The 24,957-nt window shown below is 68.8% G+C and carries 22 protein-coding genes; 12 read left to right on the top strand and 10 right to left on the bottom strand.

The features are described 5' to 3' along the window. Positions 1-121: 121 nt before the first annotated feature. Positions 122-988 carry an AraC family transcriptional regulator gene (locus CTB96_RS03970; protein WP_110125591.1) on the bottom strand — a complete coding sequence of 289 codons (867 nt, stop codon included), beginning with the start codon at positions 986-988 and terminating at the stop codon, positions 122-124. 90 nt (positions 989-1,078) lie between these two features. On the opposite strand from CTB96_RS03970, the gene CTB96_RS03965 reads away from it, so the two are divergent. From CTB96_RS03965 to CTB96_RS03940, 6 genes are all read left to right on the top strand, one after another. Beyond that, on the top strand, positions 1,079-4,483 hold the full coding sequence (locus CTB96_RS03965) for a DUF5107 domain-containing protein (protein ID WP_110125590.1): 3,405 nt from the start codon (positions 1,079-1,081) through the stop codon (positions 4,481-4,483). Positions 4,484-4,518: 35 nt separating this feature from the next. Further along, positions 4,519-5,562: a substrate-binding domain-containing protein gene (locus tag CTB96_RS03960; protein WP_219993208.1), complete on the top strand. Its 1,044-nt coding sequence runs from the start codon at positions 4,519-4,521 to the stop codon at positions 5,560-5,562. Between the two features lie 137 nt (positions 5,563-5,699). Then, positions 5,700-7,271 (top strand): sugar ABC transporter ATP-binding protein, encoded by a 1,572-nt coding sequence (locus CTB96_RS03955; RefSeq protein ID WP_110125589.1) that lies wholly within the window; start codon positions 5,700-5,702, stop codon positions 7,269-7,271. 26 nt (positions 7,272-7,297) lie between these two features. After that, positions 7,298-8,335: an ABC transporter permease gene (locus CTB96_RS03950; protein ID WP_219993207.1), complete on the top strand. Its 1,038-nt coding sequence runs from the start codon at positions 7,298-7,300 to the stop codon at positions 8,333-8,335. After that, on the top strand, positions 8,335-9,153 hold the full coding sequence (locus CTB96_RS03945; protein WP_110125587.1) for an aldose epimerase family protein: 819 nt from the start codon (positions 8,335-8,337) through the stop codon (positions 9,151-9,153). The genes CTB96_RS03950 and CTB96_RS03945 overlap by 1 nt, the downstream gene beginning before the upstream one ends. A gap of 12 nt (positions 9,154-9,165) precedes the next feature. Beyond that, entirely contained in the window at positions 9,166-11,490 is a 2,325-nt protein-coding gene (locus CTB96_RS03940; protein WP_110125586.1) for a beta-galactosidase, read from the top strand. Between the two features lie 27 nt (positions 11,491-11,517). Here the strand turns inward: CTB96_RS03940 and CTB96_RS03935 are convergent, their stop codons facing one another. Next, a complete protein-coding gene (locus CTB96_RS03935) occupies positions 11,518-12,456 on the bottom strand; it encodes an aldo/keto reductase (RefSeq protein WP_110125585.1) in 939 nt (312 codons plus the stop codon). Positions 12,457-12,533: 77 nt separating this feature from the next. Between CTB96_RS03935 and CTB96_RS03930 the strand changes: the two genes are divergently transcribed. Continuing rightward, positions 12,534-13,163, top strand: a complete 630-nt coding sequence (locus CTB96_RS03930) for a TetR family transcriptional regulator (protein ID WP_110125584.1) — start codon at positions 12,534-12,536, stop codon at positions 13,161-13,163. A 55-nt stretch (positions 13,164-13,218) separates the two neighbouring features. On the opposite strand, the gene CTB96_RS03925 is transcribed toward CTB96_RS03930, so the two are convergent. From CTB96_RS03925 to CTB96_RS03905, 5 genes are read right to left on the bottom strand one after another with little or no spacing between them, the layout of a single operon-like run. Next, positions 13,219-14,037: an ABC transporter permease gene (locus CTB96_RS03925; RefSeq protein WP_110125583.1), complete on the bottom strand. Its 819-nt coding sequence runs from the start codon at positions 14,035-14,037 to the stop codon at positions 13,219-13,221. Then, complete coding sequence (locus tag CTB96_RS03920) at positions 14,034-14,804, bottom strand: ABC transporter ATP-binding protein (RefSeq protein ID WP_219993206.1); 771 nt, start codon at positions 14,802-14,804, stop codon at positions 14,034-14,036. The genes CTB96_RS03925 and CTB96_RS03920 overlap by 4 nt, the downstream gene beginning before the upstream one ends. Beyond that, positions 14,801-16,183, bottom strand: coding sequence for an amidohydrolase family protein (locus tag CTB96_RS03915; protein ID WP_146215746.1), 1,383 nt, complete (start codon positions 16,181-16,183; stop codon positions 14,801-14,803). The genes CTB96_RS03920 and CTB96_RS03915 overlap by 4 nt, the downstream gene beginning before the upstream one ends. Positions 16,184-16,191: 8 nt before the next feature. Beyond that, on the bottom strand, positions 16,192-17,331 hold the full coding sequence (locus CTB96_RS03910; protein ID WP_110125581.1) for an ABC transporter substrate-binding protein: 1,140 nt from the start codon (positions 17,329-17,331) through the stop codon (positions 16,192-16,194). Positions 17,332-17,360: 29 nt separating this feature from the next. Continuing rightward, positions 17,361-17,942, bottom strand: a complete 582-nt coding sequence (locus CTB96_RS03905; RefSeq protein WP_110125580.1) for a helix-turn-helix domain-containing protein — start codon at positions 17,940-17,942, stop codon at positions 17,361-17,363. A 147-nt stretch (positions 17,943-18,089) separates the two neighbouring features. Here CTB96_RS03905 and CTB96_RS03900 point away from each other — a divergent pair, with 147 nt between their 5' ends. Then, on the top strand, positions 18,090-18,623 hold the full coding sequence (locus CTB96_RS03900; RefSeq protein ID WP_110125579.1) for an NUDIX domain-containing protein: 534 nt from the start codon (positions 18,090-18,092) through the stop codon (positions 18,621-18,623). Between the two features lie 3 nt (positions 18,624-18,626). Beyond that, the gene (locus tag CTB96_RS03895) at positions 18,627-19,739 is read left to right on the top strand and encodes a hypothetical protein (protein ID WP_110125578.1); all 1,113 of its coding nucleotides are present in this window, start codon (positions 18,627-18,629) and stop codon (positions 19,737-19,739) included. Here CTB96_RS03895 and CTB96_RS03890 read toward each other — a convergent pair. Then, entirely contained in the window at positions 19,722-20,246 is a 525-nt protein-coding gene (locus CTB96_RS03890; RefSeq protein WP_110125577.1) for a MarR family winged helix-turn-helix transcriptional regulator, read from the bottom strand. The two genes, CTB96_RS03895 and CTB96_RS03890, sit on opposite strands and share 18 nt — an antisense overlap. Before the next feature lie 103 nt (positions 20,247-20,349). Here CTB96_RS03890 and CTB96_RS03885 point away from each other — a divergent pair, with 103 nt between their 5' ends. Continuing rightward, entirely contained in the window at positions 20,350-21,141 is a 792-nt protein-coding gene (locus CTB96_RS03885; RefSeq protein WP_110125925.1) for an SDR family NAD(P)-dependent oxidoreductase, read from the top strand. A 22-nt stretch (positions 21,142-21,163) separates the two neighbouring features. On the opposite strand, the gene CTB96_RS03880 is transcribed toward CTB96_RS03885, so the two are convergent. Further along, on the bottom strand, positions 21,164-22,447 hold the full coding sequence (locus tag CTB96_RS03880; protein ID WP_427846462.1) for a GNAT family N-acetyltransferase: 1,284 nt from the start codon (positions 22,445-22,447) through the stop codon (positions 21,164-21,166). 131 nt (positions 22,448-22,578) lie between these two features. On the opposite strand from CTB96_RS03880, the gene CTB96_RS03875 reads away from it, so the two are divergent. Further along, the gene (locus tag CTB96_RS03875; RefSeq protein ID WP_110125575.1) at positions 22,579-23,136 is read left to right on the top strand and encodes a dihydrofolate reductase family protein; all 558 of its coding nucleotides are present in this window, start codon (positions 22,579-22,581) and stop codon (positions 23,134-23,136) included. A gap of 192 nt (positions 23,137-23,328) precedes the next feature. Continuing rightward, positions 23,329-24,024: a hypothetical protein gene (locus tag CTB96_RS03870; RefSeq protein ID WP_110125574.1), complete on the top strand. Its 696-nt coding sequence runs from the start codon at positions 23,329-23,331 to the stop codon at positions 24,022-24,024. On the opposite strand, the gene CTB96_RS03865 is transcribed toward CTB96_RS03870, so the two are convergent. Next, positions 23,979-24,839 carry a helix-turn-helix transcriptional regulator gene (locus CTB96_RS03865; RefSeq protein ID WP_110125573.1) on the bottom strand — a complete coding sequence of 287 codons (861 nt, stop codon included), beginning with the start codon at positions 24,837-24,839 and terminating at the stop codon, positions 23,979-23,981. The genes CTB96_RS03870 and CTB96_RS03865 overlap by 46 nt on opposite strands. Between the last annotated feature and the right edge of the window lie 118 nt (positions 24,840-24,957).

The raw sequence follows: 24,957 nt of genomic DNA, 5'->3' as shown, positions 1-24,957 counted from the left end.
TCGCAGCAATGACCCACGGAGGCTTTCACCTCTCGATACTCCCGTCGTGGATCCAGAACCAGCAACCATTCATCCTGAACGTGCCGTGCAAATGAGGATGATCGGATTAGCGTAGGGTCGCTCACCCTTTCCGCTGCCCCCGGTACCCGAACGGCGTCACGCCGTGCACCTTCTTGAACTGGCGGGCGAAGTAGAAGCTGTCGGGGTAGCCGGTGGCGGCAGCGACCGCGGCTATGGGCTGGTCGGTGGTGTCTAGGAGTTCGCGGGCCCGGGCCATCCGGAGCTGGGTTTGGTATTGCAGGGCGGGGTAGCCGATGCGGCTCTTGAAGAGGGCGGCGAAGTGGGAGCCGCTCAGCCGCGACATGGCGGCGAGCTCGGCCACGCTCACGTGGTCGTCGATGTGGGTGCGCAGGTATTCGGCGGCGCGGTCGATGGCGGCGTAGCGGCCGTCGCCGGTGGAGCGGTCCGAGGCGAGCAGGGCCATCAGGTGCCAGGCGGCGCCGGCGGCAGCGAGCAGGCTCGCGGTGGTGGTGTCGCGCTCCATCGACTGCAACACCTCGGCGATCAGCGCCACTACCCGGTACACGTCTGACGGGGTGCGGATCGGGGCGTCAGGGGTCATGCCGGCCGCGGTGAGAAACTCGGGCAGGTCGCGGCCGGTCACGTGCAGCCACCACAGCGTCCACGGGGTGTCTTCGTTCGAGCCGTACGAGTGCGGATGCCCCGGCGGCAGGATGATCACCTGGCCGGCGGTGACCGGGAACCGGCCGGCCGGAGTTTCGCACCAGCCGCCTCCCTTGGCGCAGACGATGATCACCGCCTGCGAGATCGGGGTGGTGCGCACCCGGCCGTGCGAGTGCGCCTCGGGGAAGTAGCCGCAGTCGGTCACCACCAGGTGCGAGGTGCCGGGCTGCTGCAGCGCCTCCCGTACCCGGGGGCGGGGGAGCACGAGCATGCGCTGGCCTGGGAAACCGTCGGCGATCGTCATCCGCCCAGTGTGACGGTAAATCAGCGTTTCGTCCAGAAAGCCCGGAGAAATCTCCTACGCATCCGCGAAAGCTCCTCATAATCTTGCAACATGCTCAACGCCGAGAACGACTTCCCCGCAACGCCTGACCGCGTGATTCCGCCGATCGACGGCGAGACCACGGTCACCGATGGGGAGTCGACGATTGAGCTTCCGCCCATTCCGGCCGAGTTCGCCGGCGACAGAGTCGCGGCCTGGTCCGAGCCCCTGATCATCGATACCTACCTCCCGGTGGAGCCGGAGGACTACCCGGCCTTCCTGGAGAACCGCGTCTACCAGGGCTCCTCCGGCAAGGTCTACCCGCTGCCGTTCCACGAACGCATCGAGCAGGAGAAGCGCCCCTATGCCTGGGACGCCATCCACCTCGAGAACGAGTGGGTGCGCCTGGTGATCCTGCCGCAGCTCGGCGGCCGCATCCACATCGGCTACGACAAGGTGGCCGACTACGACTTCTTCTACCGCAACAACGTGATCAAGCCCGCCCTGGTGGGCCTGGCCGGCCCGTGGATCTCGGGCGGCGTCGAGTTCAACTGGCCGCAGCACCACCGGCCCGGCACGTTCCTGCCCACCGACTGGGAGATCGAACGCGAAGCCGATGGTGCCATCACCGTGTGGTGCAGCGACCACGACCCGATGAACCGGATGAAGGGCATGCACGGCATCCGCCTGCGCCCCGACAGCTCGGTGGTTGAGGCCCGCGTGCGGCTCTACAACCGCACCGACGCCACCCAGACCTTCCTCTGGTGGGCCAACGTGGCCGCCGCCGTGAACGACGACTATCAGTCGTTCTTTCCCACCGACGTAGAGTTCGTCGCCGACCACGCCAAGCGCGCCGTCGCCACCTTCCCCGCCGTCGACGGCCACTACTACGGTGTCGACTACCCCGCCCAGGTGACCGCCGACCGCCCCGACGGCGACCGGCTCGACTGGTACCGCAACATCCCGGTGCCCACCTCCTATATGGTCGTCGCCACCCAGGACGACTTCTTCGGCGGCTACGACCACGGCCTCGAAGCCGGCTTCGTCTACTGGGCCGACCACACGGTGGCGCCGGGCAAGAAGCAGTGGACCTGGGGCAACGCCGAATTCGGCTGGGCCTGGGACCGCAACCTCACCGACGGCGACGGCCCCTATGTGGAGCTGATGGCCGGCGCGTTCACCGACAACCAGCCCGACTTCAGCTTCATCGCCCCCGGCGAGACCAAGACCTTCAGCCAGTTCTGGTACCCGATCACCCGCATCGGCGCCGCCCACCAGGCCTCCCGGGACGCGGCCGTGCGCCTCGACGTCATCGCCGCCGACGACACAACGACCACCGTGGTGATCGGCGTGGCCGCCACCCGGGTCGTCGCCGGCGCCACCATCGAGTTGACGGATGCCGGCGGCCGCGTCGTCTTCACCGCCACCGCCGATCTCGCCCCCAGCCAGGCCTACCGGCACGAGCTGCCCCTCGACGGCGGTTACCGGCCCAGCGAACTGACCCTCATCGTGCGCGACGGCGACACCGTGCTCGTCACCTGGACCCCGCGCGACCCCGCCGAGGACGCCGTGGCCCCCGCCCCGGCCACCGAACCGGCCGACCCGGCCAGCATCGCGTCGATCGACGAACTCTTCTACACCGGGCAGTACCTCGACCAGTACCGGCACGCCACCCGCGCGCCCGAGCCGTACTGGGAGGAGGCCCTGCGCCGCGACCCCGGCGACGTGCGCTGCAACGTGGCCCTGGCCGCCCGGCGGGAACGCGCCGGCCGGCACACCGACGCCGAGGCGCACCTGCGCACCGCCATCGACCGGCTGCTCGCCCGGGTGCCCAACCCCGCCGACGGCGAGGCGCACTACCGGCTGGGCATCTCGCTCGTGCACCAGGGGCGTGACGCCGAGGCGAAGGACTACCTGGCCAAGGCCACCTGGAACGACGCCTGGCGGGTGCCCGCCGGCCACGCCCTGGCCCGGCTGCACGCCCGCGCCGGCGACCTCACCGCCAGCCGCGACGCACTGCTCGAACTGCTGCGCCACAACCCCGAACACCTGCAGGCCAACGCGCTACTCGCGCTCACCCTGCGTGGCAGCGGTGCCGTCGCCGACGCCAACAGGGTGCTCGCCGACCAGCTGGCCCGCGACCCGCTCGACCAGTGGACCCGGCACCTCGCCGGCCTCGAGCTCTCCACCGACGCCCCGACCCTGCTCGATGTGGCGCTCGAATACGCCGAGACCGGGCACACCAACACCGCCCTCGAGCTGCTCACCGCCGCCGCGACCGCCTCCACCGACACCGCACTCGGCCAGGTACAGGTAGCCCCGCTCGCGCACTACCACCGCGCCCGGCTGCTCGACGCGGCCGGCCGCACCGCCGAGGCCGCCGCCGCCCGGCAGGACGCCCGGGCCGCCGACGCCCGGCACTGCCTGCCCTCCCGGCTCGCCGACGTCGCCGCGCTCGAGGCGGCCCTCACCGCCGACGGCACCGACGCCCGCGCCGCCGCGCTGCTCGGCTCCTGGTACTACGACAAGAAGCGCTACACCGACGCCATCACGGTGTGGCAGGCCGCCGCCGAGCATGCCCCGGATGCCGCGACCGCCGCGCTCGTGCACCGCAACCTGGGGATCGCCGCCTACAACGTGCAGCGCGACCCGGCCGCCGCCCTCGACCACTTCCACACCGCCGTGGTCCACGCGCCGCACGACGCCAAGCTGCTCTACGAATACGACCAGTTGCTCGCCCGCACCGGCGCCACCCCCGCCGACCGGCTCGACCGGCTCGAGGCGCACCGGCAGCTCGCCGGCCGCCGCGACGACCTCACCGTGGTGCACGCCGGCCTGCTCACCGCGGTCGACCGGCCCGGCGAGGCCCGCGAGCTCATGCTCGGCCGGGTGTTCCAGCCCTGGGAGGGCGGCGAAGGCCAGGTGCTCCTGGCCTGGCAGAACGCCTGCACCGCCCTGGCCGAGCAGGCCCTCGCCGACGGCGACCCGGCCGGTGCGCTGGAGCACGTGCACGCGGCGATCACGCCGCCGCAGTCCCTCGGCGAGGCCCGGCATCCGCTCGCCAACTCGGCCGACCTGCACTGGCTGCTCGGCGAAGCGCTGCTGGCGACCGGCGACGAAGACGGCGCTCGCACCGCCTGGACCGCCGCCGCGCACGCCACCGGCGACTTCATCGACATGAGCACCCGCCGGTTCAGCGAACAGACCCTGTTCTCGATCCGCGCCCTCGAACGGCTCGGCGACCACTCCGCGGCGGTTACGCTCGTTGACGAATTCGACGCCTACCTCACCGAACTCGCGGCCACACCCGCCCGCGTCGACTACTTCGCGACATCGCTGCCAGCGATGCTGCTCTTCCACGACGACCCCCAGAGCGTGCACGACACCTATGTGCACACCCTGCGCACCAAATTGGGCGAACTCACCGCGAGTTCGGCCGCTTCGGCCGCTTCGGCGGCCACCCCTCACCGGCAGTGACGCTCGTGAGTAACCCTGGGAAGAAGGAACACAGCATGAATGTAATCAGTAGGAGCTCAAACCGGCAGCGACGCCGCATGGGCGCTCTCGCCGTCGCCGTGATCGCAATCGTGGGCCTCAGCGCCTGTTCGTCGGGCATGGAGACCGCCGAGGGCCCGGCCGCAGCCGGGCCCAAGAGCGGCAAGCTCACCATCGCGTACCTGCAGAAGCAGGGCGACCAGCAGTACTTCGTGGACCAGGCCGACGGCGCCAAGGCCGCCGCCGCCGAACTCGGCGACGTGGACATCAAGGTGGTGAACCTCGGCACCGACTCGAACAAGGCCATCAGCGAGCTCGACTCCGTGATCGCCCAGAAGGTGGACGGCATCATCATCGTGGTGCCCGACCAGCAGATCGGCCCGCAGGTGATCGACGCCGCGAAAGCCGCCGGCATCCCGCTGATGGCGTCGGACGACGCGATCGAGGATGCCAGCGGTGCCGAAGCGGCGTTCGCCGGCTTCGACGGCACCTCGATGGGTGAACTCGTCGGTGGCGAGGCCGCCCGCCTCTACGCCGAGGCCGGCTGGACCGCCGCCGACACCCGCATCATCTCTGCCTACAAGCAGGACCTCACCGCGTGCACCCAGCGCGTCGAAGGCGCCGCGGCGTCGTTCGGTGAGACCGTGCCCGAGGTGCCCGCTATCGTCGACATCGGCACCGACAACTCCGCCACGGATGCCCAGAACAAGGCCGGCGCCATCATCACGGCCAACGCCGGAGTGAAGCACTGGGTGGTCTGGGGTTGCAACGACGAGAGTGAAACCGGCGTCGTGACGGCGCTGCAGAACTCCGGCGTCGCCCCGGCCGACATCATCGGCGTGGGCCTGGGCGCGTACCTCACCTGCAAGGACTGGTCCGCGGGCCAGGAGACCGGCAACAAGGCGTCGCTGTTCATCTCCGGCGCTGAGGTCGGCAAGGCCGCGGTCACCTCCATGGTGGGCCTGCTCCGCGACGGCACCGAACTGCCGCCCGTCTCGATCGCCAACACCGAGATCGTGAACGCCGACAACTGGGAAGAAAAGGGCGTGGTCTGCACCTGATCCTGTCTGGATCGCTCCACCGGGGCGGGGCACGGCGCCGTCGTTCACGACACCCGTCGCACCCCGCCCCACCACCCGAATCCGCCCAGCACAACCCGCACCTCCAGCCACCCGGCTACGGAAAGGCACACCCAGCCATGGTCAAGACACCAGAGCAGGCAGCATCCGCTCGAGAACAGGCGCCGCCCGGCACCGTTCTGCTTCGCGCCACCGGCATCGAGAAGAGCTTCGGCCCGGTGCGCGCCCTGCAGGGCGTGCAGCTCGAACTGCGCGCCGGCGAGGTCACAGCCCTGATGGGCGAGAACGGCGCCGGCAAGTCCACCCTGCTCAAGATCCTCACCGGTGACCTGCAGCCGGATGCCGGCACCCTCGCCCTGGCCGGCACCGAGGTCACCTTCACCGATCCGCGGCAGTCCCGGTTGGCCGGCCTCCGCGTGATCGCCCAGGAACCCGAAGTTCTCCTGCACGTGTCGGTGGCCGAGAACATCTACGTGGGCGCGCTCGGCCGGCAGGGCCTGTTCTTCAACCGGGCCGCCCTGTTCGCCCGCGCCGAGGCCGACCTGCGCCAGTACGGGTTCGAGAAGGTCATCCGCCCCGAAACCCTGGGCAGCGAACTCTCACCCGCACAACGCCAGATCGTGGAGATCATGCGCGCCCTGGTGGACTCACCGTCGGTGATCTGCTTCGACGAACCCACCTCCTCGCTCGGCGACGAAGAAGTCGTCATCCTCTTCCGCCTCATCCGCCGGCTGCGCGACGAAGGCATCGCCATCGGCTACGTCTCGCACCGCATGCACGAGATTTTCGAACTCTCCGACAACATCACCGTGCTGCGCGACGGCAAATTCGTGGGCACCAAGACCACCGCAGAGACCAACCACGTCGAACTGGTGCGGATGATGGTGGGCCGCGATCTCTCCCAGTTCTTCCACCGCGACCCGGTCGTGCCCGGCGAGACGGTGCTCGAACTGCGCGGGGTGAGCAACGCCCACGTCAGCGACATCCACCTCGAGGTCAAGGCCGGCGAAGTGGTCGGCGTGAGCGGTCTGGTCGGCGCCGGCCGCAGCGAACTGATGAAGACCATCGTCGGCGACCTGAGAATCGACTCCGGGCAGCTGCTGATGGGCGGCGTCACCGCCAACTTCCGCACCCCGGCCGACGCGATCGCCGCCGGCATCGGCTTCGCCCCCGAGGAACGCAAGGCCGAAGCCCTGCTGCTACAGCGCTCCGTGCGCGACAACGTGGCCCTGGCCCGGCTGCGCAACCTGAGCCGGTGGATCTTCGTGCGCAGCAGCGACGAGAAGGCGCTCGCCGCCGAGTACATCGCCCGGCTGGGCATCCGCACCCCGTCGAGCGACCAACTCGTGGGTAACCTCTCCGGCGGCAACCAGCAGAAGGTGGTGCTGGCCCGGTGGCTCGCCACGCATCCGCGGTTGCTGGTGCTCGACGAGCCCACCCGCGGCGTCGACGTGGGCGCGAAGGCGGAGATCTACGCCATCATCGACGAACTCGCGCAAGCCGGCGTGGCCGTGCTCGTGGTCTCCAGCGAGCTCCCCGAAGTGATCGGGCTCTCCGACCGCATCTACGTCATGGCCGGCGGCCGCATCACCGGCGAACTCGCCCGCGACCACGTCACCGAAGAACAGATCCTGGCCCTGGCCATGGATGAAGCTGCCGCTGACTCCGATCTCAGCACTTCCCACTCATGAGCGTCCGTCTCGAAAGGAGCACTCCGGTGCCCACAACCCAGTCCACCGCGACACTGCAGTCGCAGCCGCCCCTCGACAGTGGCCTCCGCCCGGGCGTGTTCCGCCGGGTCCTGGGCATCGTCGGCGTGCAGAACATCTCCCTGCTGATGGCCATCGCCCTCGTCGTCGCCGTGATCGGCAGCCAGAACCCGCTGTTCTTCACCGTCGGCAACCTGCGGGTGATCGGCACCGCCATCGCCATCTCCGGCCTCCTCGCCGTGGTGCAGACCATCGTGATCATCATGGGCGCCCTCGACATCTCGGTCGGCTCCATCGCCGGGCTCACCTCGGTGTCGTCGGCGATGATCTTCACCGCCACCGGGCCGTTCATCGGCGTGGTCGGTGCCATCGGCATCGGCATGCTCTGCGGGTTGCTCAACGGCTGCATCATCGTGTTCGGCCGGGTCAACCCGGTGATCGCGACCCTGGCCACCCTCGCCGCCTACAAGGGTGTGGCGCAACTCATCTCCGACGGCCGCGCCCAGGGTTACACCGGCGCCGACGGCTTCTTCGTCTTCCTCGCCCGCGGCACCCTCCTCGGCGTGCCCACCCTGATCTGGGTGCTCGTCATCATCGCCGTGCTCGCCCACGTGCTGCTGCGCTACACCAGCGTGGGCCGCAACATCTACGCCGTCGGCGGCAACGACATCGCCTCCCGCCTGGCCGGCATCAACATCAACCGCTACATCATCGGCGTCTACGTGGCCACCGGCGCCATCGCCGCGATCGCCGGTGTGCTGATCACCGCCCGCACCGGCTCCGGCCAACCGGTCTCCGGCTCCGAGGGCCTCGAGCTCGAGGCCATCACCGCCGCGGCGCTGGGTGGCGCCGCGCTCAAGGGCGGCAAGGGCACCATCGCCGGCACCATCCTGGCGGTGATCCTGCTCGGCATCCTCACCAACGGCATGACTCTGCTCGGCGTCAACTCGTTCTGGCAGAACGTGGCCAAGGGCGCCCTGCTCATCGTGGCCGTGGTCATCCAGCAATTGCGTTCGGGCGAACGCCGCATCGGCCTGCCGGGCTGATGCCCGGCATCTCCGGCGGCGGCATCACCGTTCAGGTCGACGTCGCCGACGGCGCCCGCATCACCAGCCTCACCTCCGGCGGCCGGGAGTGGCTCGCTCCCAGCGGCCCCCGGTCGCCGGGGGTGTTCGTGCAGCCCGGCAGCGGCGGCTGGGACGAGGCGATTCCCACAGTGTCGGCGTGCACCCTGGCCGACGGCTCGGCATCCACCGGCACAGTGCTGGCCGATCATGGTGACGCCTGGCAGACCCCGTGGGCGCTGGACTCCGCGGATGCCGCCCACATTCAGACCAGCGTGCGGCTCCTCAGCCTGCCGATCAACCTCATCCGGCGGGTCGAGGCCACCGACACCGGCATCCGGCTGGTGTACACAGCGAGCACGGATGCCGCGTCGCCGGTGCCACTGGCCTGGTGCGCGCATCCGCTCTTCGCCGCCGACGCCGGCACCAACATCGTCATGGCCGAGCCCCGGCTCACGCTCGTCGAGGAGTATCCCCGCACCGGCGCGGCACCCGACTGGCCGGCCGCGGTCGGGACTGCGGCGCTCAAGGCCTTCACCGCCGAGCCGCACTCCAGCGCCGCCGTCGTGCACGCCAACGGTGACACCCTCACCCTGAGCTGGGACCGAGACCTGCTGCCCTATCTCGGCCTCTACTGGGACGGCGGCGAATTCACCGACACCCCCGTTGTGGCGATCGAACCGTCGACCGCGTTCGGGGACTCGGCGGCCCGCGCCGTGGCCGAGGGGCGCATCCGCCTGCTCGAACCCGGGCGACCATTCACCTGGTGGCTGCACCTCGCGGCGACCAGCCACGATTAGGATTCAGCTGCCATGACGATCTTCTCCCTGTCGGTTCCGCCAGCGCCTCCCGCGGTGCGCCCCGCCGTGGACATGGGCGACCCGGCCGGTACTCCCAACGCGGTCGAGCTCACGAATCGCTACGTGACGCGCGCCGGCACGCCCTGGTTTCCCGTGATGGGTGAATACCACTACAGCCGCGACGACGCCGCGAGGTGGGAGACCGAGCTCCGCAAGATCAAAGCCGGCGGGATCGACGTGCTCGCGACCTACGTGTTCTGGATTCTGCACGAGGAGATCGAAGGCACCGTGCGCTGGGACGGCAACCGTGATCTCCGCCGGTTCCTGCAGATCGCGCACCGGGTCGGCCTGTGCGTCGTCATCCGGATCGGGCCATGGGCTCACGGTGAGGCCCGCAACGGCGGGTTTCCTGACTGGGTGCAGGCGCGCCCGATCGAGCACCGCACCAACGACCCGCGCTACCTCACCCTGGTGCGCCATTGGTACACCGCGGTCGAGCGCCAACTGCGCGGCCTGTTCCACTCTGCGGCGAACCCCGACGGGCCGATCATCGCCGTGCAGGTCGACAACGAGCTGTACGACCAGCCCGACCACATCGACACCCTGCGCTCGATCGCCGAAGACCTCGGCATGCACGCGTCACTCTGGGTCGCCACCGGGTGGGGCGGCGCCCAACTGCCCGCCGACCGGGTGATGCCGGTCTACGCCGGGTACTCCGACGGGTTCTGGGAATCGTCCCAGGTGGACTGGCCCGAGTTCGGCCCCATGCACTTCACCTTCTCAACCGTGCGGGATGACCTGTCGGTGGGCGCCGATGTGCGGGGCACGGATGCCGTGGCCGCCGACCGCGACTACCGCTACCCGTTCGTCACCTGCGAACTCGGTGGCGGCATGCACGTCGCCTATCACCGGCGCCCCTGCGTCGACTCGATCGATGTCGCGGCCCTGGGGCTGGTGAAGATCGGCAGCGGTTCCGCCTGGCAGGGCTACTACCTCTACCACGGTGTGCAGCAGGTGATGGGTGAGCTCACCTCCACCCAGGAGTCGCAGGAGACCGGCTATCCCAACGACGTGCCGCTGCTCGACTACGACTTCTACGCACCGCTCGGGGCACTCGGCCAGGTGCGGGAGCACTACCACCTGCTTCGCCAGCAGCACCTGCTCCTGCAGTCGTTCGGTGCGGAGATCGCCACCTACCCGGCGGTGATCCCTCCCACGGAGCCGGGCGCACCACGGTGGTCCGTTCGGGGTGACGGACAGCGGGGCTACCTCTTTGTCAACAACCACCAACCCGCTGGCCAGCCGCTGCCGGCCATCGCCGGCGTGCAGTTCGCCGTCGAACTCGGCCCCAACACGGTGACCCTCCCGACGGCCCCGATCGAACTCGCCTCCGGCAGCTACTTCGCCTGGCCGTTGCGCCAACCGTTCGGCAGCATCCCCGCGGTCAGCGCGACCCTGCAGCCGATCACCGCCATCGGTTCCCTGGTGGTCTTCGCGGCCACCGCGGGAGTCGATCCGGAACTGCTCGTGGAGGGAGTGGATGCGGCCACCATCAGCGGCGCCACCGTCGAGACGCTCGGCGACGGCACGCTCCTTCTGCGGCCAACCGCTCAGCCGGGAATCGACACCGTCGTGACCATCGGGTCGACCCGGCTGCTCATTCTCGATCCGTACACGGCGGCGCGGGTCTGGCGCGGTGAAATCCAGGGCACCGACTCGCTCGTGGTCTGGGACGGCGCCCTCGCCTTCGGTGACGATTTCACCCTCTTTCCGACCTCGGCCGACAACGAGTGCCTGGTGCTCCCGCCGCTTGCCGACGGTTCGCTTCCCCCAGGAGTCGCACCTGCCGGGGCCCGCGGCGTGTTCAGCCGGTACTTGGTCACCGGTCCCGACGCCGTGCCGGAGGCGGCGGTCGTGGTCGAACAGCGCGCCACCGGCGTGGCGGAGCATCGCCGGGGTGGAAGTGCCAACCGTGCGTCGGCTCCACTGGAGTCCGACTTCGAGCGGGCGGCACGGCTGCGGATCGTGCTCCCCGACCTCTCCCACCTCGACGAGAGCGACAGCGTGTACCTCTCGCTCGAGTGGGTGGGCGACGCCGCCCGCGCCTACATCGGCGACGAATTCGTGTCTGACCAGTTCTGGTCCGGACGCCGCTGGGACATCGACCTCACGCCGCACCGGTCGGTCGCCGATCTCGGCATCCGGCTGGAGGCGCTGCCCTGGGACCCGACGGCAGACGTGTTCGTCGACCCGCGGGTGCGACCAGCACCGACCGACTCGCCGCTGCAGTTCACGGCGGCCGAGCTCGTCGTCACCCGACGGGTTCGCTTCGCCTGAAGCGGCCGGTCGGGCCGGGGGAGTCGGTCACATGCCGCGGTCGCCGATCGCGCCCGTCGGAACGATTTCCTGAATACGAGCAAGGTCGTCGTCCGTGAGAACCACGTCTGCCGCCGCGATGTTCTCCGCCACCCGCGTCGCGTTCCGCGATCCGGGGATGGGCACGATGTCGTCTTTGAGGGCGAGGAGCCACGCCAGCGCCAGGCCGGCCAGGGTCGTGTTCTTGCCGGTGGCAAGGTCGGTGAGCCGGGTGACCATGGTCATGTTGGTGGCGAAGTTCTCCGGTGCCCACCAACCGACGCCCTGACGGAAGTCGCCGACGTCGTAGTGGTCACGAGGTTTCACGCCCCCGGTCAGGAATCCCCTGGCTAGCGGGGAGTATGCGACCAACCCGATTCCCAACTCGGTGAGGGTGGGGAGCAGTGCTTCCGAGTCGCGGGAGAAGATCGAGTACTCGCTCTGCATGACCGAAATGGGGTGCACGACGTGAGCGCGCCGGATGCTGTCCGGATCGGTGTTCGACAGGCCGAGGTAGGACACCTTGCCTGCGGCGACGAGTTCGGCCATGACGCCGACCACGTCTTCGATGGGAACGGCCGGATCGGGGGCGTGCTGGTACAGCACGTCGATGTGGTCCGTGCCCAGGTTCCGCAGGCTCGTGTCGACCACGGCACGGATGTGGTCCGGCGCTGAATTGCGGGCGAAAGTCGGGGTGAAGCCGAACTTGGTCGCGATGGTCACCTCGTCGCGGATGGGTGCGAGTGCCGTGCCGAGTAGCTTTTCGCCCGTGCCCCAGCCATACATTTCGGCGGTGTCGAAGTGCGTCACGCCGAGGTCGTGGGCGTGACGGATGGCGGTGATCGATGCGGTGTCGTCGCTCGGGCCGTAACCGATCGCCGTGCCCATCGCTCCGTAGGCGATGGCCGAGGAACTGAAACCTTGCTGGCCTAGAGATCTTTTCTGCATGTGCTGTCTTTCTGTCGGCGGAGCTAGCACTCTACGCCTAAAGTGGCAGTCTCTGCCACACGCGATAGGCTGAGCCCATGACGTCTTCCCCCGCCGCCCGCAACGTGCTGCGCGCTATCACGCGCGAGTCCGTTCGAGCGCATGTCGCCGAGGTCGCCATCGAGCTCTACGCTCACCGAGGCTTCGACAACGTGACGGTGGAAGAGGTCGCCGCCGCGGCGGGCATCTCCACCCGAAGCTTCCACCGGTACTTTCCCGCCAAAGAAGACACCGTGATCGGCGACCCAGGGCCGTGGGGCGAATTCGTGCGAGATGAGTTCGCGGCCAGGCCCGCGGAGGAGCCGCTCTGGCGCTCCCTGCACGCATCGTTCGACGCACTGCTGAGAGCCGGGGGCAAGCAGGGGGAGCGTCAGAAGCGAGGTCTCAGGGTGCTCACCAGCACCGCATCGCTGCGCTCTCGACACATCGAGAAGCACCTGCTCTGGGAAGGCATGCTCACGCCCCTCGTCGAGGCTCGCCTTCCCGGTCTCGACGCTGCCCTGCGAGCACGCGTGATCGTTCAAGCGAGCATCGTCTGCTTCGATGTGGCCCTGGCCGCGTGGGCCGTGGCCGGCGAGAAGCGCAGCCCCCGCGAACTGCTCGCCGCCACGTTCGACCAGTTCGACATCCCGGCGACAGCGGGAGCGCCGGTCCGCGACGAACGCTGAGCCGCAGCGCAGCGCAGTCCCGTCACGCCGCCCCGGCCAGGTGAAGGTCAGCGCCTCAGGCCCAGAACACCACCTTACGGCGGGCCATGCGCACGATGGTGTTCAGCACAATCCCCAGCGCCGAGAGTATTATCAGCAGCGCGAACACCGCCGCCGTCTGCATGCCGCCCTGCGCCTGCAGAATCAGCACGCCCAGCCCGTGTTGGGCGCCAACGAACTCGGCCACGATGGCACCGATCATGGAGTTGGCCACCGCCAGTTCCAGGCCGCTGAAGATGCTCGGCAGGGCGGCGGGCAGCAGCAGCTTCATGCGGATCTGGCCCGGGCTCGCCCCGTTGGCCTCGAACAGCTCGATCTGGTCGCGGTCCACCTCGCGGATGCCGTGGATGGTGTTCACCAGCACGGGGAAGAACGCGAGCAGCACCACGACGACGATCTTCGATGGCAGGTCGAAGCCGAACCAGATGATGAACAGTGGCGCCACGGCCACCTTGGGGATCGACTCGATAGCCACGATGTAGGGGAAGACGACGTCGTAGACGGTGCGGAACTGGGCCAGGGCGATACCGCCGACGAGACCGATCACCACCCCGATACCGAGGCCCACCAGCACTTCGGTGAGGGTGGTGCCCGCGTTCGAGACGTAGCGCGGCAGCGCAGTGGGGTCGGTGAGCGCCGTGAGCACGTCCGAGAGTGGTGGCACGACGTAGCTGGGCGTTCCGGTCCAGCCGGGAACGAACTGCCAGGCCGCCAGGAGCACGACGCCGAGCAGCACGCTGCCGGCCACCGACTTGAGCCGGCGGGGTGAGGGGCGACGCGATCTCCGCGGCCGCGGCGCGGTTGCGGAGGGCGTCGTGATCGTCTGGGTGGTCATGCGGTCACCTCGAAGTAGCTGCGGATGCGGGCGTTCAGATCGGCGAACTCGGGCGAGCCGAGCAAGTCGAGGGTGCGGGTCGGCCCGAAGGGCACATCGATCACGTCGACGATGCGGCCGGGCCGGGGGCTCATCACGATCACCCGCTGGGCGAGGAACACCGCTTCGGGAATGCTGTGCGTGATGAGTACGGCGGTCTTGGCGGTTTCCCGCCAGATGCGGTTCACCTCCACGTTCAGGGCGTCCCGGGTCATGGCGTCCAGCGCCCCGAACGGTTCGTCCATCAGCAGCACGGCCGGGTCGTGCACCAGCGCCCGGCAGATCGCCGCGCGCTGCTGCATGCCTCCGGAGAGCTCCTTGGGATACTTCGACACGAAGTCGCCCAGTCCCACCATGTCGAGCAGGTTCTGTGCGGCGGCCTTCTCGGCGCGCCCCACCTTGCGGTGCAGTTCCAGCGGCAGCAGCACGTTCTGCCCGATGGTGCGCCACGGCAGCAGCACCGGCTTCTGGAACACCATGCCCACATCGCCGCGCGGCTTGGCGATCGGGGCGCCGGCGATGGTGGCGGTGCCGCCGGTGTGGGACTCCAGACCGGCGAGGATCTTCAGCAGCGTGGTCTTGCCGCATCCGCTGGGCCCCACGATGGCCACGAACTCGCCGTCGGCGATGGAGAGGTTCACGTCGGAGAGGGCATGGATGTCGCCGCTGGAGGTCGGATAGACCTTCTCCAGGTGCTCGATGCTGATCAGCGGCTGCACGGCGCTCACCGGTCGAACCCGTAGACGTCGCGCAGGTTCTGGTGCATCACGCGTTCGGCGAGCCAGGCGGCCTGCCGGGCGCTCCAGAGTCCGGATGCCCGGCCGCTGCCGAGCGCCGCGTCCAGCGCCACCCGGCCGCGGCGGGTGCCCGACACGTGGAACTCGGGCGACCCGGTGTCGGTGCCGAACATCACCTTGTTGGCCGGCAGTAGTTCGAGCCACTCCTCGAGCATTCGGTGCAGGGTGTGCTCTTGCAGGTAGGTCATCCAGGAGAAGTCGACGAACACATTGCCCCGCGCCTGGCTCATTGCCGCCAGGTACGAGCCGTAGGGGTAGCCGCCGTGGATGAGGATGACCCGCAGTCGATTGAGCGCCGGGGTGTCGAGGAACTGCTCGAGCAGGATCGGGTTCGCCCCGGCCAGCTTGAGCCCGGGTTCGGAGTGGCCCATGCCGGTGTGGATCTGCAGCGGCAGGTCGAGCTCCACCGCGTGCTCGGCGATGGCGTAGACGAGGTGGTCGGCGAGGGCCTTGTGCTGGGCCGGCAGGAGGGCCGAACCGGCCTGCGCCGCCGCCTGCAGGGCGGTGTACGCAATGCGGGCGTCTTGGAGCGGGGTGCGCACGAATTCGAGCGAGCGCACGTAGGCCGAGGCGATCTTGAGGCCCACGTAACCCTCCTGCCGGCGGCGGGTGATCGAAGCGCGCACCACGTCGAGATACTCGTCGAGGGTGGCCGGCGGTTCCTCGAGCCCGGCCAGGCGCAGCTGGTCGGTCAGGATCGAGCCGAAGATACGACGGAACCGCGGCGCATCCGCCCCGCGCTCAGTGAACACCGGGTGCCCGAACGGGTAGAGGTAGGGGTCGATGCGGGCGATCGGCTTGTAACGACTGTGCGGCCAGATCGACGCGTCGATGGCCGGGAGGTCGGTGATGACCGATTCGGTGTCGGAGAGCACCAGGGCCTTGTCGTAGAGGCCGAGGAAGTCGGTGCGACGGCCGTCGGCGCTGGCCACGGCGAGGTCGGCCGGGCTGCGGTCGCCGAACAGGGCCACGGTTCCTTCGGCCAGCGCTGCGGCGTGCACGGTGGTGGACTGGAAGAGCACGCTCTGGTCGATCAGCTTGGCGATGTTCCATTCCGTTTCCAGCCGGCCGAGCGCCGCGGCATCGTGTTCGAACACCGCGCGGGTGTACTCGCCGTAGACCGCGTGGGGCAGATTGGCTTCGACGTGGCCCATGGCGTTTTCGCGCTCGTAGCCGTCGTAGCCGTGGATGTGCTCGCCGGGGCGCACATAGCCCGCGTGGGAGTGGTGGTCGATGGCCGGCACGCCGTCTGACCAGGTGAGCGGCACATGCGCGGCACGTCGGGCGAGCGAGGGGGTCGGGGTCAACACGGGGGCGCTCACTCTGCGGCCGTCCAGTCCTCGGCGGCGGTCACGACGGCGTCGGTGTCGAAGTCGTTGTAGTCGGCCACGAGGTCGTCGGTGTACAGGGTGTCGGCATCCACCGGCTCGGTGATGATGCCGGCCGAGGTCGCGAAGTCGACCCACGCTGTGGCCGCGGATGCCTCGTAGGAGCCGAAGTCCTTGTTGGCGACCGGGTCACCGGCGGTGAGCAGCACGATCCGGCGTTCGAGGGCGACGAGGTCGGTGGCGAGCTGTTCGTCTGGGGAGGTGCCGGCGATCAGGGTCTCGGGGTAGTCCTCGTACATCATCGTCAGCGCTGCGGTGGGGTTCGTGGCCGCGAACAGGGTGGCCTTGGCCATCGCCCGACCGAAGCCGGCGGCCGTGTCCCGGTCATCTTCGAGGAACGTGGTGGTGGTGAAGTAGCTGGTGGAGAACAGCTTCTCCACCTCGGGAATGGTGAAGTAGCGCAGCTTGACGCCGGTGGCTTCCATCGCCGCGTATTCGGTGTCCCAGAGCGAGAGGCCGTCGACCTGCCCGGATTCGAGGGCCTGCCGGGCAGCGGCACCGGTTCCCACCGCGAGGTTGGAGAAGTCGGTGTCGGCCTCGAGGCCGGCGGTGTGCAGGATGCCGTTGGAGAGCAGCATGTTGCTGGTGCCCAGGCTGGCCTGGCCGATGGTGGCGCCTGCGAAATCGTCGAGGGACTCGATCGGGCTGTCGTCGAGCACCGCGATCGACCCGGTCTGCTGCCGGATGTAGTTGTACATCAGCACGAGGTCGTCACCGTTGCCGTTGGCCTTGGCCTGCAGGATGGGTTCGGGCGGCGTGCTGCCGATGTCGAGCGACCCGCTGTCCACCCCCGAGATGATCGACGCCGAGTCCTTGGTGATCACGATCTTCACGTCCAGGCCCTCATCGGCGAAGTAGCCGAGGTGCTGGGCGACGGCCATGGGGGAATTGTTGGCGCCCATCTGCGTGGGCAGCCCGAATTCGATGGTGGTGAGCGCGGTGCCGTCGGAGCTCTGCGCGGGAGCGCTGCATCCGGTGAGCACAATGCCGGCCGCGGCCAGCATCGCCAACGGGGCAATGCGTCGGCGGAGGCTGTTTTTGGGCGCAGTGAAGGAGGGGAGGGTGTTCATGGGGGAGTCCTGTTCGAGGTGGGTCTGGGTCAGGCAGGAGAATCGGTCGTGGGATGACCGGAGGGAGGGGTGACGACCCAGAGGGCCTCACCCACGGTGTTGCCGATGTTGGTGATCATGTGGGGCGTGGAGGTGCGGTAGTCGAGGCTGTCGCCTTCGTGCAATTCGAACTCCTGGTCGAGGAGGCGGAACAGGAAGGTGCCCGTGAGGATCACGACGATCTCGTGAGAGTCGCCGTGGGTGTAGTTCTCGTCGCCAACGGCCATGCCGGGTTCGTACTCGGACACGAGTACTTCCACGTCGGTGACCGGTGGCTTGGTGATGCCGAAGTGCCGAACGGTGGTGGTGGCCGAGAGCTTGGGCCGATCTGCTTTGCGCAAGATCTCGCCGTGCCGCGGCTTGGCTTCGAAAAGCTCGATCCACTGCACGCCGAAAGCATCGGCGATGGCGCGCACGGTCTGCAGACTCGCGTTCGCCTTGCCGGTCTCGATCTGGCTGATATACCCGGCACTGACTCCGGCGCGACCGGCGAGATCGCGCGTGGAGATCTTGCGCAGGGTGCGTAGTTCTTTCACTCTGCGGCCGAGCGTGATGCCATCACTGTCGTTCATTTTCACCTTCCGACCCGAGTAAGCATGTTGCTTACTGCGGATATACAAAATGTATAGCTATTGGTGCCGCGAAATGAGTCGGCTTTATTACGGGTGTGTAAATGAAGGTGCGGGGCCACCGCGAGAGCGCTGCGGGAGAATGGGCAAATGATTGAATCCGTCTCGACCCGTGAGGTGTACCGCAACGCCTGGATGACCGTGCGGGAAGACGTGGTGCGCCGCGAGGACGGGGCGACGGGCCTCTACGGGGTGGTGGACCAGCCCGACTCCGCCATCATCGTGCCGTTTGCCGACGGTGGTTTTTGGCTCGTCGAGCAGTTCCGGTACCCCGCCGGGCGGAGGGCCTGGGAGTTTCCGCAGGGCTCCTGGCCCGGTGAGAACAACGGCACTCAGGAAGACCTGGCCCGTGCTGAACTGCAGGAGGAGACCGGACTGCGCGCCGCGGACATCCGCCACCTGGCGCACTTCTACACCGCCTACGGCCACAGCAGCCAGGGCTGCGACCTCTACCTGGCCACGAACCTGACTCCCGGGCCGCCGGCACGCGAGGTCACCGAACAGGACATGGTGCACCGCTGGTTCAGCGAAGACGACTTTCGGCACATGATCCGCGTCGGCGAGATCGTGGATGCGGCGACGCTCGCCGCGTACGCCCACTTGCTGCTCGACCGACAAGCCTGACCCATGAGCCTGAGCGCCGATCTGCTCGCCGGGCCCCGGGGGCGCCGGCTCTGCCTGGAGATGATGCTCGCACTCCGCGGAGACGACACCGACGCCACGGAGACACTGGGTACGGCCGTCTTCTACGCCGCCTACGACCTCGACCCCGGTCGGGGAACCTCGGTGGTGCTCTTCGGGCCGGGGGAGGACGAGCGCACAGGCCCGCCGCCCGCGCCGACACCGCGGGAGGTCGCGCGGCTCATCGACGCCGCGCCTCTTCCGCAGATCGACGAGAGCACCCTGCTGCTCGCTCTCGCAACCGTCGTGGACTCTGCCCGATATTGGCAGGAGCCGGACGGGGCGGATGTGCTCGCCGCCACGCCGGAGGTGCGCTCGGCGCTTGCTCGAGTGGCCGACGCCATCGCCTCGGCACCGGGTGGCACTCGGTGGGCTGAACCGATGGACCCGCGCGAGCAATGGGCGGTCACCTTCGCCGACCTGCCGGATGTCACCCCGGCACCGACGCGCACCGCGGGTGACATTCTCGACCGATGGCAGGCGCTCCACCTGGAGGACGAGGCCGCGGCCCAACGCGATCGCCCCGCCGACCCGGCCGCGATGTTCAGCGGCCCTTGGTGGTCACGACCGGCCCTGGGCCTGCTGAGCAGCACGCGGGCGCTACCGGGCCACGCGCCGATGGGCCTTCGGTTCGTGGAAGACGGGCTGGGGTGGGAGTCGGCCACAGTGGAACAGCTTCGGGTGCCGCGCGATGCGCGGGTCTTCGAGATCGACGGACCGGATGCGTGGGCGGAGTTGGCGCGACGCTACCCCGTGCAGGCCACGGCATCCCGCCGCCACGACTGGTACCGCACTACCGGCCGGGCCGGAGCATGGGTGATCCCCGACTGGTCGTTGGTGCGGCACGACTTCGATGCCGTGCACCTGACGACGGCCGGCTATCTCACCACGGCGGGAGCGGACATCCCCATCGACAGTGAGCGGGCGACCGTGCTCGCCGGGTGGGACCCCGACGCTACGTATTGGCTGCGGGACCTCGATCGCGAGGCGGGCACCCTCGCGCACTGGCAGCTCGACCCCGCAGACGATACCTGGAAGCCGTCAGCTGACGCCGTCTGACCGGCGATCTGCCGGCGCCCACGGTGCGGTCGAATCGATCGCCAGCGCTATTCGTGCGCTGATCTCCGCGAACTGCCTTGCTTGAGCCGCGGTGAGGGAGTCGAAGACGAGCTCTTCGACCAGCGTGTGGTGGGCGGGGGTCGCCGCGGCCACGAGGGCGCGCCCGTCGTCGGTGAGGACGGCCAGGGTGAAACGGCCGTCGGTCGGGTCGATCTCACGCAACACCCAGCCCTTTTTCTCCAGGCGTGATATCGCCCGGGAGAGCCGGGAGAGCGTGCTGTTGGCGTAGCCGGCGAGCACGCTCAGGCGCAGCGTGTGGAGTGGAGCGCTGTCCAACGCGAATAGCAGGCCGTGCTCGTAGTGTGTCAAGCCGCTATCGCGCTGCAATTGGGCATCAAGTGCCGCGGGGAGTCGCTCGAGCAGCGTGGCGATTGCGGCCCACGCCGCGAGCCGGTTGCCTCCGAGCTCGGGCTGGTCGGGCCCGGGCTGGTCGAGGGAAGGCGTCATGGCTCGAGTCTAGCCAACTTGCTCAGGCAAGTAAAAAGGCATAGCCTCACTTGCTCAGGCAAGTAACAAGACCGCGCGGATGCTTCCGCCGAACGGAGACAAGATGGAACTTCAGCTGCACGGCAAGACGGCGTTTGTCAGCGGGTCGACGCACGGGATCGGCTTCGCCGTGGCCTCGACGCTCGCCGAGGAAGGCGCGCGCGTGATCGTGAACGGACGCCACAAGGAGGGGGTTGATACGGCCGTGGCCGAACTTCGGCGGGCCCATCCCGGAGCGGCTCACGCCGGCCTGGTCGCCGACTTCGCCGACCCCACGACGGTCGAGCGGCTGCTCGCTGAACTCGGCGAGGTCGATATTCTCGTCAACAACGTCGGCCTCTTCGGCCTCGCGGAGTTCGAGTCCATCACCGACGACGAGTGGCTGCGCTACCTCGAGGTCAACCTGATGAGCGGCGTTCGCCTGTCCAGGCACGCGTTGCCCGGCATGCTGGGCCGTGGCTGGGGGCGCATCCTGTTCGTAAGCAGCGAGTCCGGCGTCAACATTCCCGCCGACATGATCCACTACGGAGTCACCAAAGCCGCGATGATCGCCCTGAGCAACGGCCTCGCGAAGCTCACCCGCGGCACCGCCGTCACGGTCAACACGATCCTCGGCGGCCCGACCTTCTCACACGGTGTCGCCAGCACGATTGAATCCATCGCCACCGCTCAAGCCGCTCCGGTCGACGCGGTGAGGGCCTCGATCATCGGACAGAATCGCACCACACTGCTCGAGCGGTTCATCCAGCCGGAGGAGATCGCCTCGCTGGTGGCGTACCTGGCGAGCCCGCTCGCGTCGGCGACGAACGGCGCGGCAGTGCGGGTAGACGGCGGGGTGCTCACGGGGATGCTCTAGAGCGCACCCGGGGCGCCGCCGGCTAGAAGTGCGTCAGGCAGTGCGCAGGCCGCTCCACGGCGAAGAGCCTCGCCGCCAGGAATGCCGCACCGGAGGTGTGCTCGCGCACCGTGCCCGCCGCGACCAGTGTCACGGGGTTCACGGCGCCCAGGTAGATGGAGGAGAGCGCGGCGATGTCCAGTTCCAGGTCGGGCGCAGCGGCGGATGCGATCACCCGCGCCGTGCCGCCCTGCACCTCGAGCGCGAAGGTGCCGGCCGTGAGGCCCAGGCCGTCGGTGACCCGAAGCACCACGGTGCCGTCGGTGGCGAACTGGCGGGCTTCGAGCGCCCGGCGCACATCGAGGATGCGCAACCAGAGCAGGTCCCGGGGGTTCGACGCCTTCACGCACCGCGCATCCGTCAGCGCCCAAGTCAGCGGGTTGTCCACCGGCGCCTCGTTCCAGGTGACGCGCTCCACCAGGTCGATGGCCGCCAGGTACTGCCAGAGTTCCAGGTAGGCCGCGGGCGTCGCGGCCACCAGGTCCACGATCTCCATCGTCACGGGCGTCTTGTCCCAGCCGCCGAACCGGTAGGAGACGTAACCATCGACCGTGCCGTCGGCCGCATAGTGCAGCGCCGCCTTCACCTTGGCGTCGGGACCGCCCTCGCGGCTCGCCGTTCCGGCGGCCAACTGGCGGTAGAACTCCTGCCGTCCGACGGAGCCCGGCTGTTCGCCGTGCAACCGGGCGAAGACCTGCGGGGCCAGCTCTAGCAGCACCGAGGGGTCGGCAACCTCCACGGTTCCCACCGGTACATGGTCGAGCCGGAACTTGGCACCGGTGTCCACCGTGATGCTCTGCTCCGCCGTGGCCATGCCGAACCCGAATCGGCCGTAGATCGATGCCTCTGATGCGGTGAGGGCAGCGATCGCCATGCCGTTGCCCTGAGCCAGGGCGAGGTCCTCCGTCATCATGCGGCGCAGCAGCCCGCGGCGCCGGTGCGAGGTGCGCACGGTCACGCCGGTGATCAGGTGCGCATCCAGCAATCGGCCGAAACCGATGTTGAGCGTGCTCGGCTGGGTGCCGAACGTGGCTACCGGCACCTCGCTGCCCAGTGAGTGCGGGGCAGAGGGTCCGGTTTGGTAGGCGCGGGTGTAGACGGCGCGGTCCAACCGGCTCCGGGCGATGGACTCCTGCATCCGCTCGTCAGTGCTGCGTTCCTCATGAAAGCCAAACGAGACCGCTGTGTCCCAGGCCACCGCTTCGGGGTAGCCGGGCTCGCCGGGCGCTGCCGGTTCAAACCGACGGATCTCGTATTCTGCGTTCATCGGGGACATGCATCCGAGTGTACGGAACCGTCCGCGGGGAACCGGTGTTTACCGGTGCTCGTGCTTGTGGCCGGCTCCGGTTCGGTGCGACAGTGAACCACTCGACATCCGCCAGTTTGGAGATCCCCGATATGCGCAAGCTTTCCGCAGGACTGTTCTACTCCGTCGACGGCGTGGTGGAGTCGCCCAACCTCTGGCAGTTCGACAGCTTCGACGATGAGATGAGCGAGGAGATGGGCGCGATGATGAGTCGCGTCGACACCGTGCTGCTCGGCCGGGTGGGCTACCAGGAGTGGTCCGGCTATTGGCCGACCACGGCGCCCGACGACCCGTTCGGCGGTTTCATCAACCCGGTGCCCAAGTTCGTCGCCTCCCGCACGCTCACCGGCGACCTGGACTGGCAGAATTCGAGCCTGATGGACGCCTCGCTGGAAGACTTCGTGACGGCGCTCAAGCAGACCGACGGCGGGGAGATCAGCGTAATGTGCTCCATCTCGCTGGTGCGGCAGCTGCTGTTCGCCGGGCTGCTGGACTCACTGACGCTGATGATGCATCCCGTGGTCGCGGGGGAGGGCCGACACCTCTTCGAACCCGGTGACCCCGTCACCAGACTCACCCTGCAGAGCTCCCGGGTGACGAGCAAGGGCAACACCATTCTTCAGTACGGCCTGCGACCCGACGAGAGCTAGCCCAGCGAGGATTTGCGAAGGGGGAGGGTAGCGGCTGGGCCGCACCAGGGGGCGAGTCGTGAGTCACCTGACTAACACCTGGCCCGTCTTCTGGCCTGTGTGCTGCCGAGGTAGAAGAGTCACTCCCGTTCCCGGGAAGCGACGAACCAGTTCCGGGGAGCGCACCGCACCTCGAATTGGTTAGGACACGTCATGCACACCGACACGAACACGATGACACCGACGCACACCCCAACGAAGGGCCGCCGCCGCCTCGCCGCCGCCGCGGGCATCGCCGGGCTGGTGCTGGCCGGCGCCCTGGTTCCGGCCACCGCGGCCTCGGCCGACGACCGATTCGGCCCCGACAACCTCAACCGCGTCTGCAACGGCGACGCCGGCATGTACACCGGCGGGATCACCGGCGACTGCACCTTCGAGGTGCAGAGCGAATCCGCAGAGCGCGTCGACTGGCTGCGCTACGGCGAACCGGTCAGCAACTGCAACGAGGGAACCACCACCGCGATCAGCTCACAGGTCGGCGATGTGCGTTCCTTCGCCGAGACGTGGAAGTCCGGCGGGGGCGTGAGCCTGGAGATCAAGAACGTGCTCACCATCGAGGGCGGCGCGGAGTACTCGCAGACCCGCACCACCACCAGCGAACGCCGCGACACCGTGACCGCCAATCCGGGCCGGAAGACCGCCGTCACGCTCGGCACTGGGTTCGCCGAGCAGACCGGGCGCATCCGGGTGGATGTCGACGTGTGGGACAACGGCGCCCGCTGGGGACCGCGGTGGGTGGGCACGGAGGCGCACTACATCGACGACGTGCACCGCACGGTGCCCACCGGGTACACCGAGAAGGGTCAGGACGAGGTCGGCTGCGACAGCGACTTCCGGGTGCCAGCCTGATCCGACGCCGGTAGAACCCGGGGTGCTCGTGGCGCTGATCTGGCCACGAGCACCCCTTTCACGAATGCCAGCGCCACCAGGGCCGTGCGGTTGGGCGTCTTCCACGCCCGCATGATGCGGGACAGATGCCAGCCCACGGCCTGACGGCTGTAGCTGGTGGCTCGGGCGATGTGGTCGTTGGAGTGCCCGTAGGCGGCAAGGGTCAGCATGCGCGCTTCGGCGTCGCTGAGGTCAGGGTCGGCTGCGACCAGTTCGATCGAGCCGCCGTCGAGAGCCGTGACGGATGTGCGCGGCGGGCCGGTGACGGATGCCGCCGGTGGCGGTGCTGGTGCCGGCCCAGGCACAAGGTGTCCCTTGGCCGCCCGCGCGTCGCTCCACGCCTCCACCCAGCAGCTGCCCAGTTCGTGGGCCACCCGGGTGGCCCTGGCCATGGCAAGCACGGTCTGCCGGGGGTCGGCCGGTGCGGTCTCGTGCATGAAGGCGGCGAACACGCGCAGCGCCGGCAACGCCCCGCGGAGGATCACCGACAGCTGCACATCCGTGTCGCTGGCCGAACCCGCCGCCACCGCGCGCAGAGCGCGGAGACACTCGGCCGGAAGCGGCTGACCGGATTCGACGGCGTTGAGAGCTGCGGGCAGCACCAGCGGCACGATCTGCGCGTAACACCGCTGCAGCCAGGCCTGCCCGTCGTTGCGCACGTCGCTGAACGACGGGTCGTGCAGCAACCTGGCGAAGTAGTCGACCCGATCGGGAAGGCCAAGACCGAGGTGCTCAGGCGCGGCAGCGACAGCCGAAGCACTCGTATTGGTGGTCATCGTGCGTCCTCCCCCGGCAGGAACCGCACACCTGCCGTGTAGTGAACCCTAGGCCACCGGCGTGAGCGCACCGGCTGAATTCCCGCGTAACTGGGAGCGCCGAGATGCCCGCCACGCC

The organism is Cryobacterium arcticum, from assembly GCF_003185895.1.
In the GTDB taxonomy this organism is placed as follows: domain Bacteria; phylum Actinomycetota; class Actinomycetes; order Actinomycetales; family Microbacteriaceae; genus Cryobacterium; species Cryobacterium arcticum.
The sequence above is the reverse complement of the archived record's forward strand: the minus strand, read 5'-3'. Positions and strand labels throughout refer to the sequence as shown.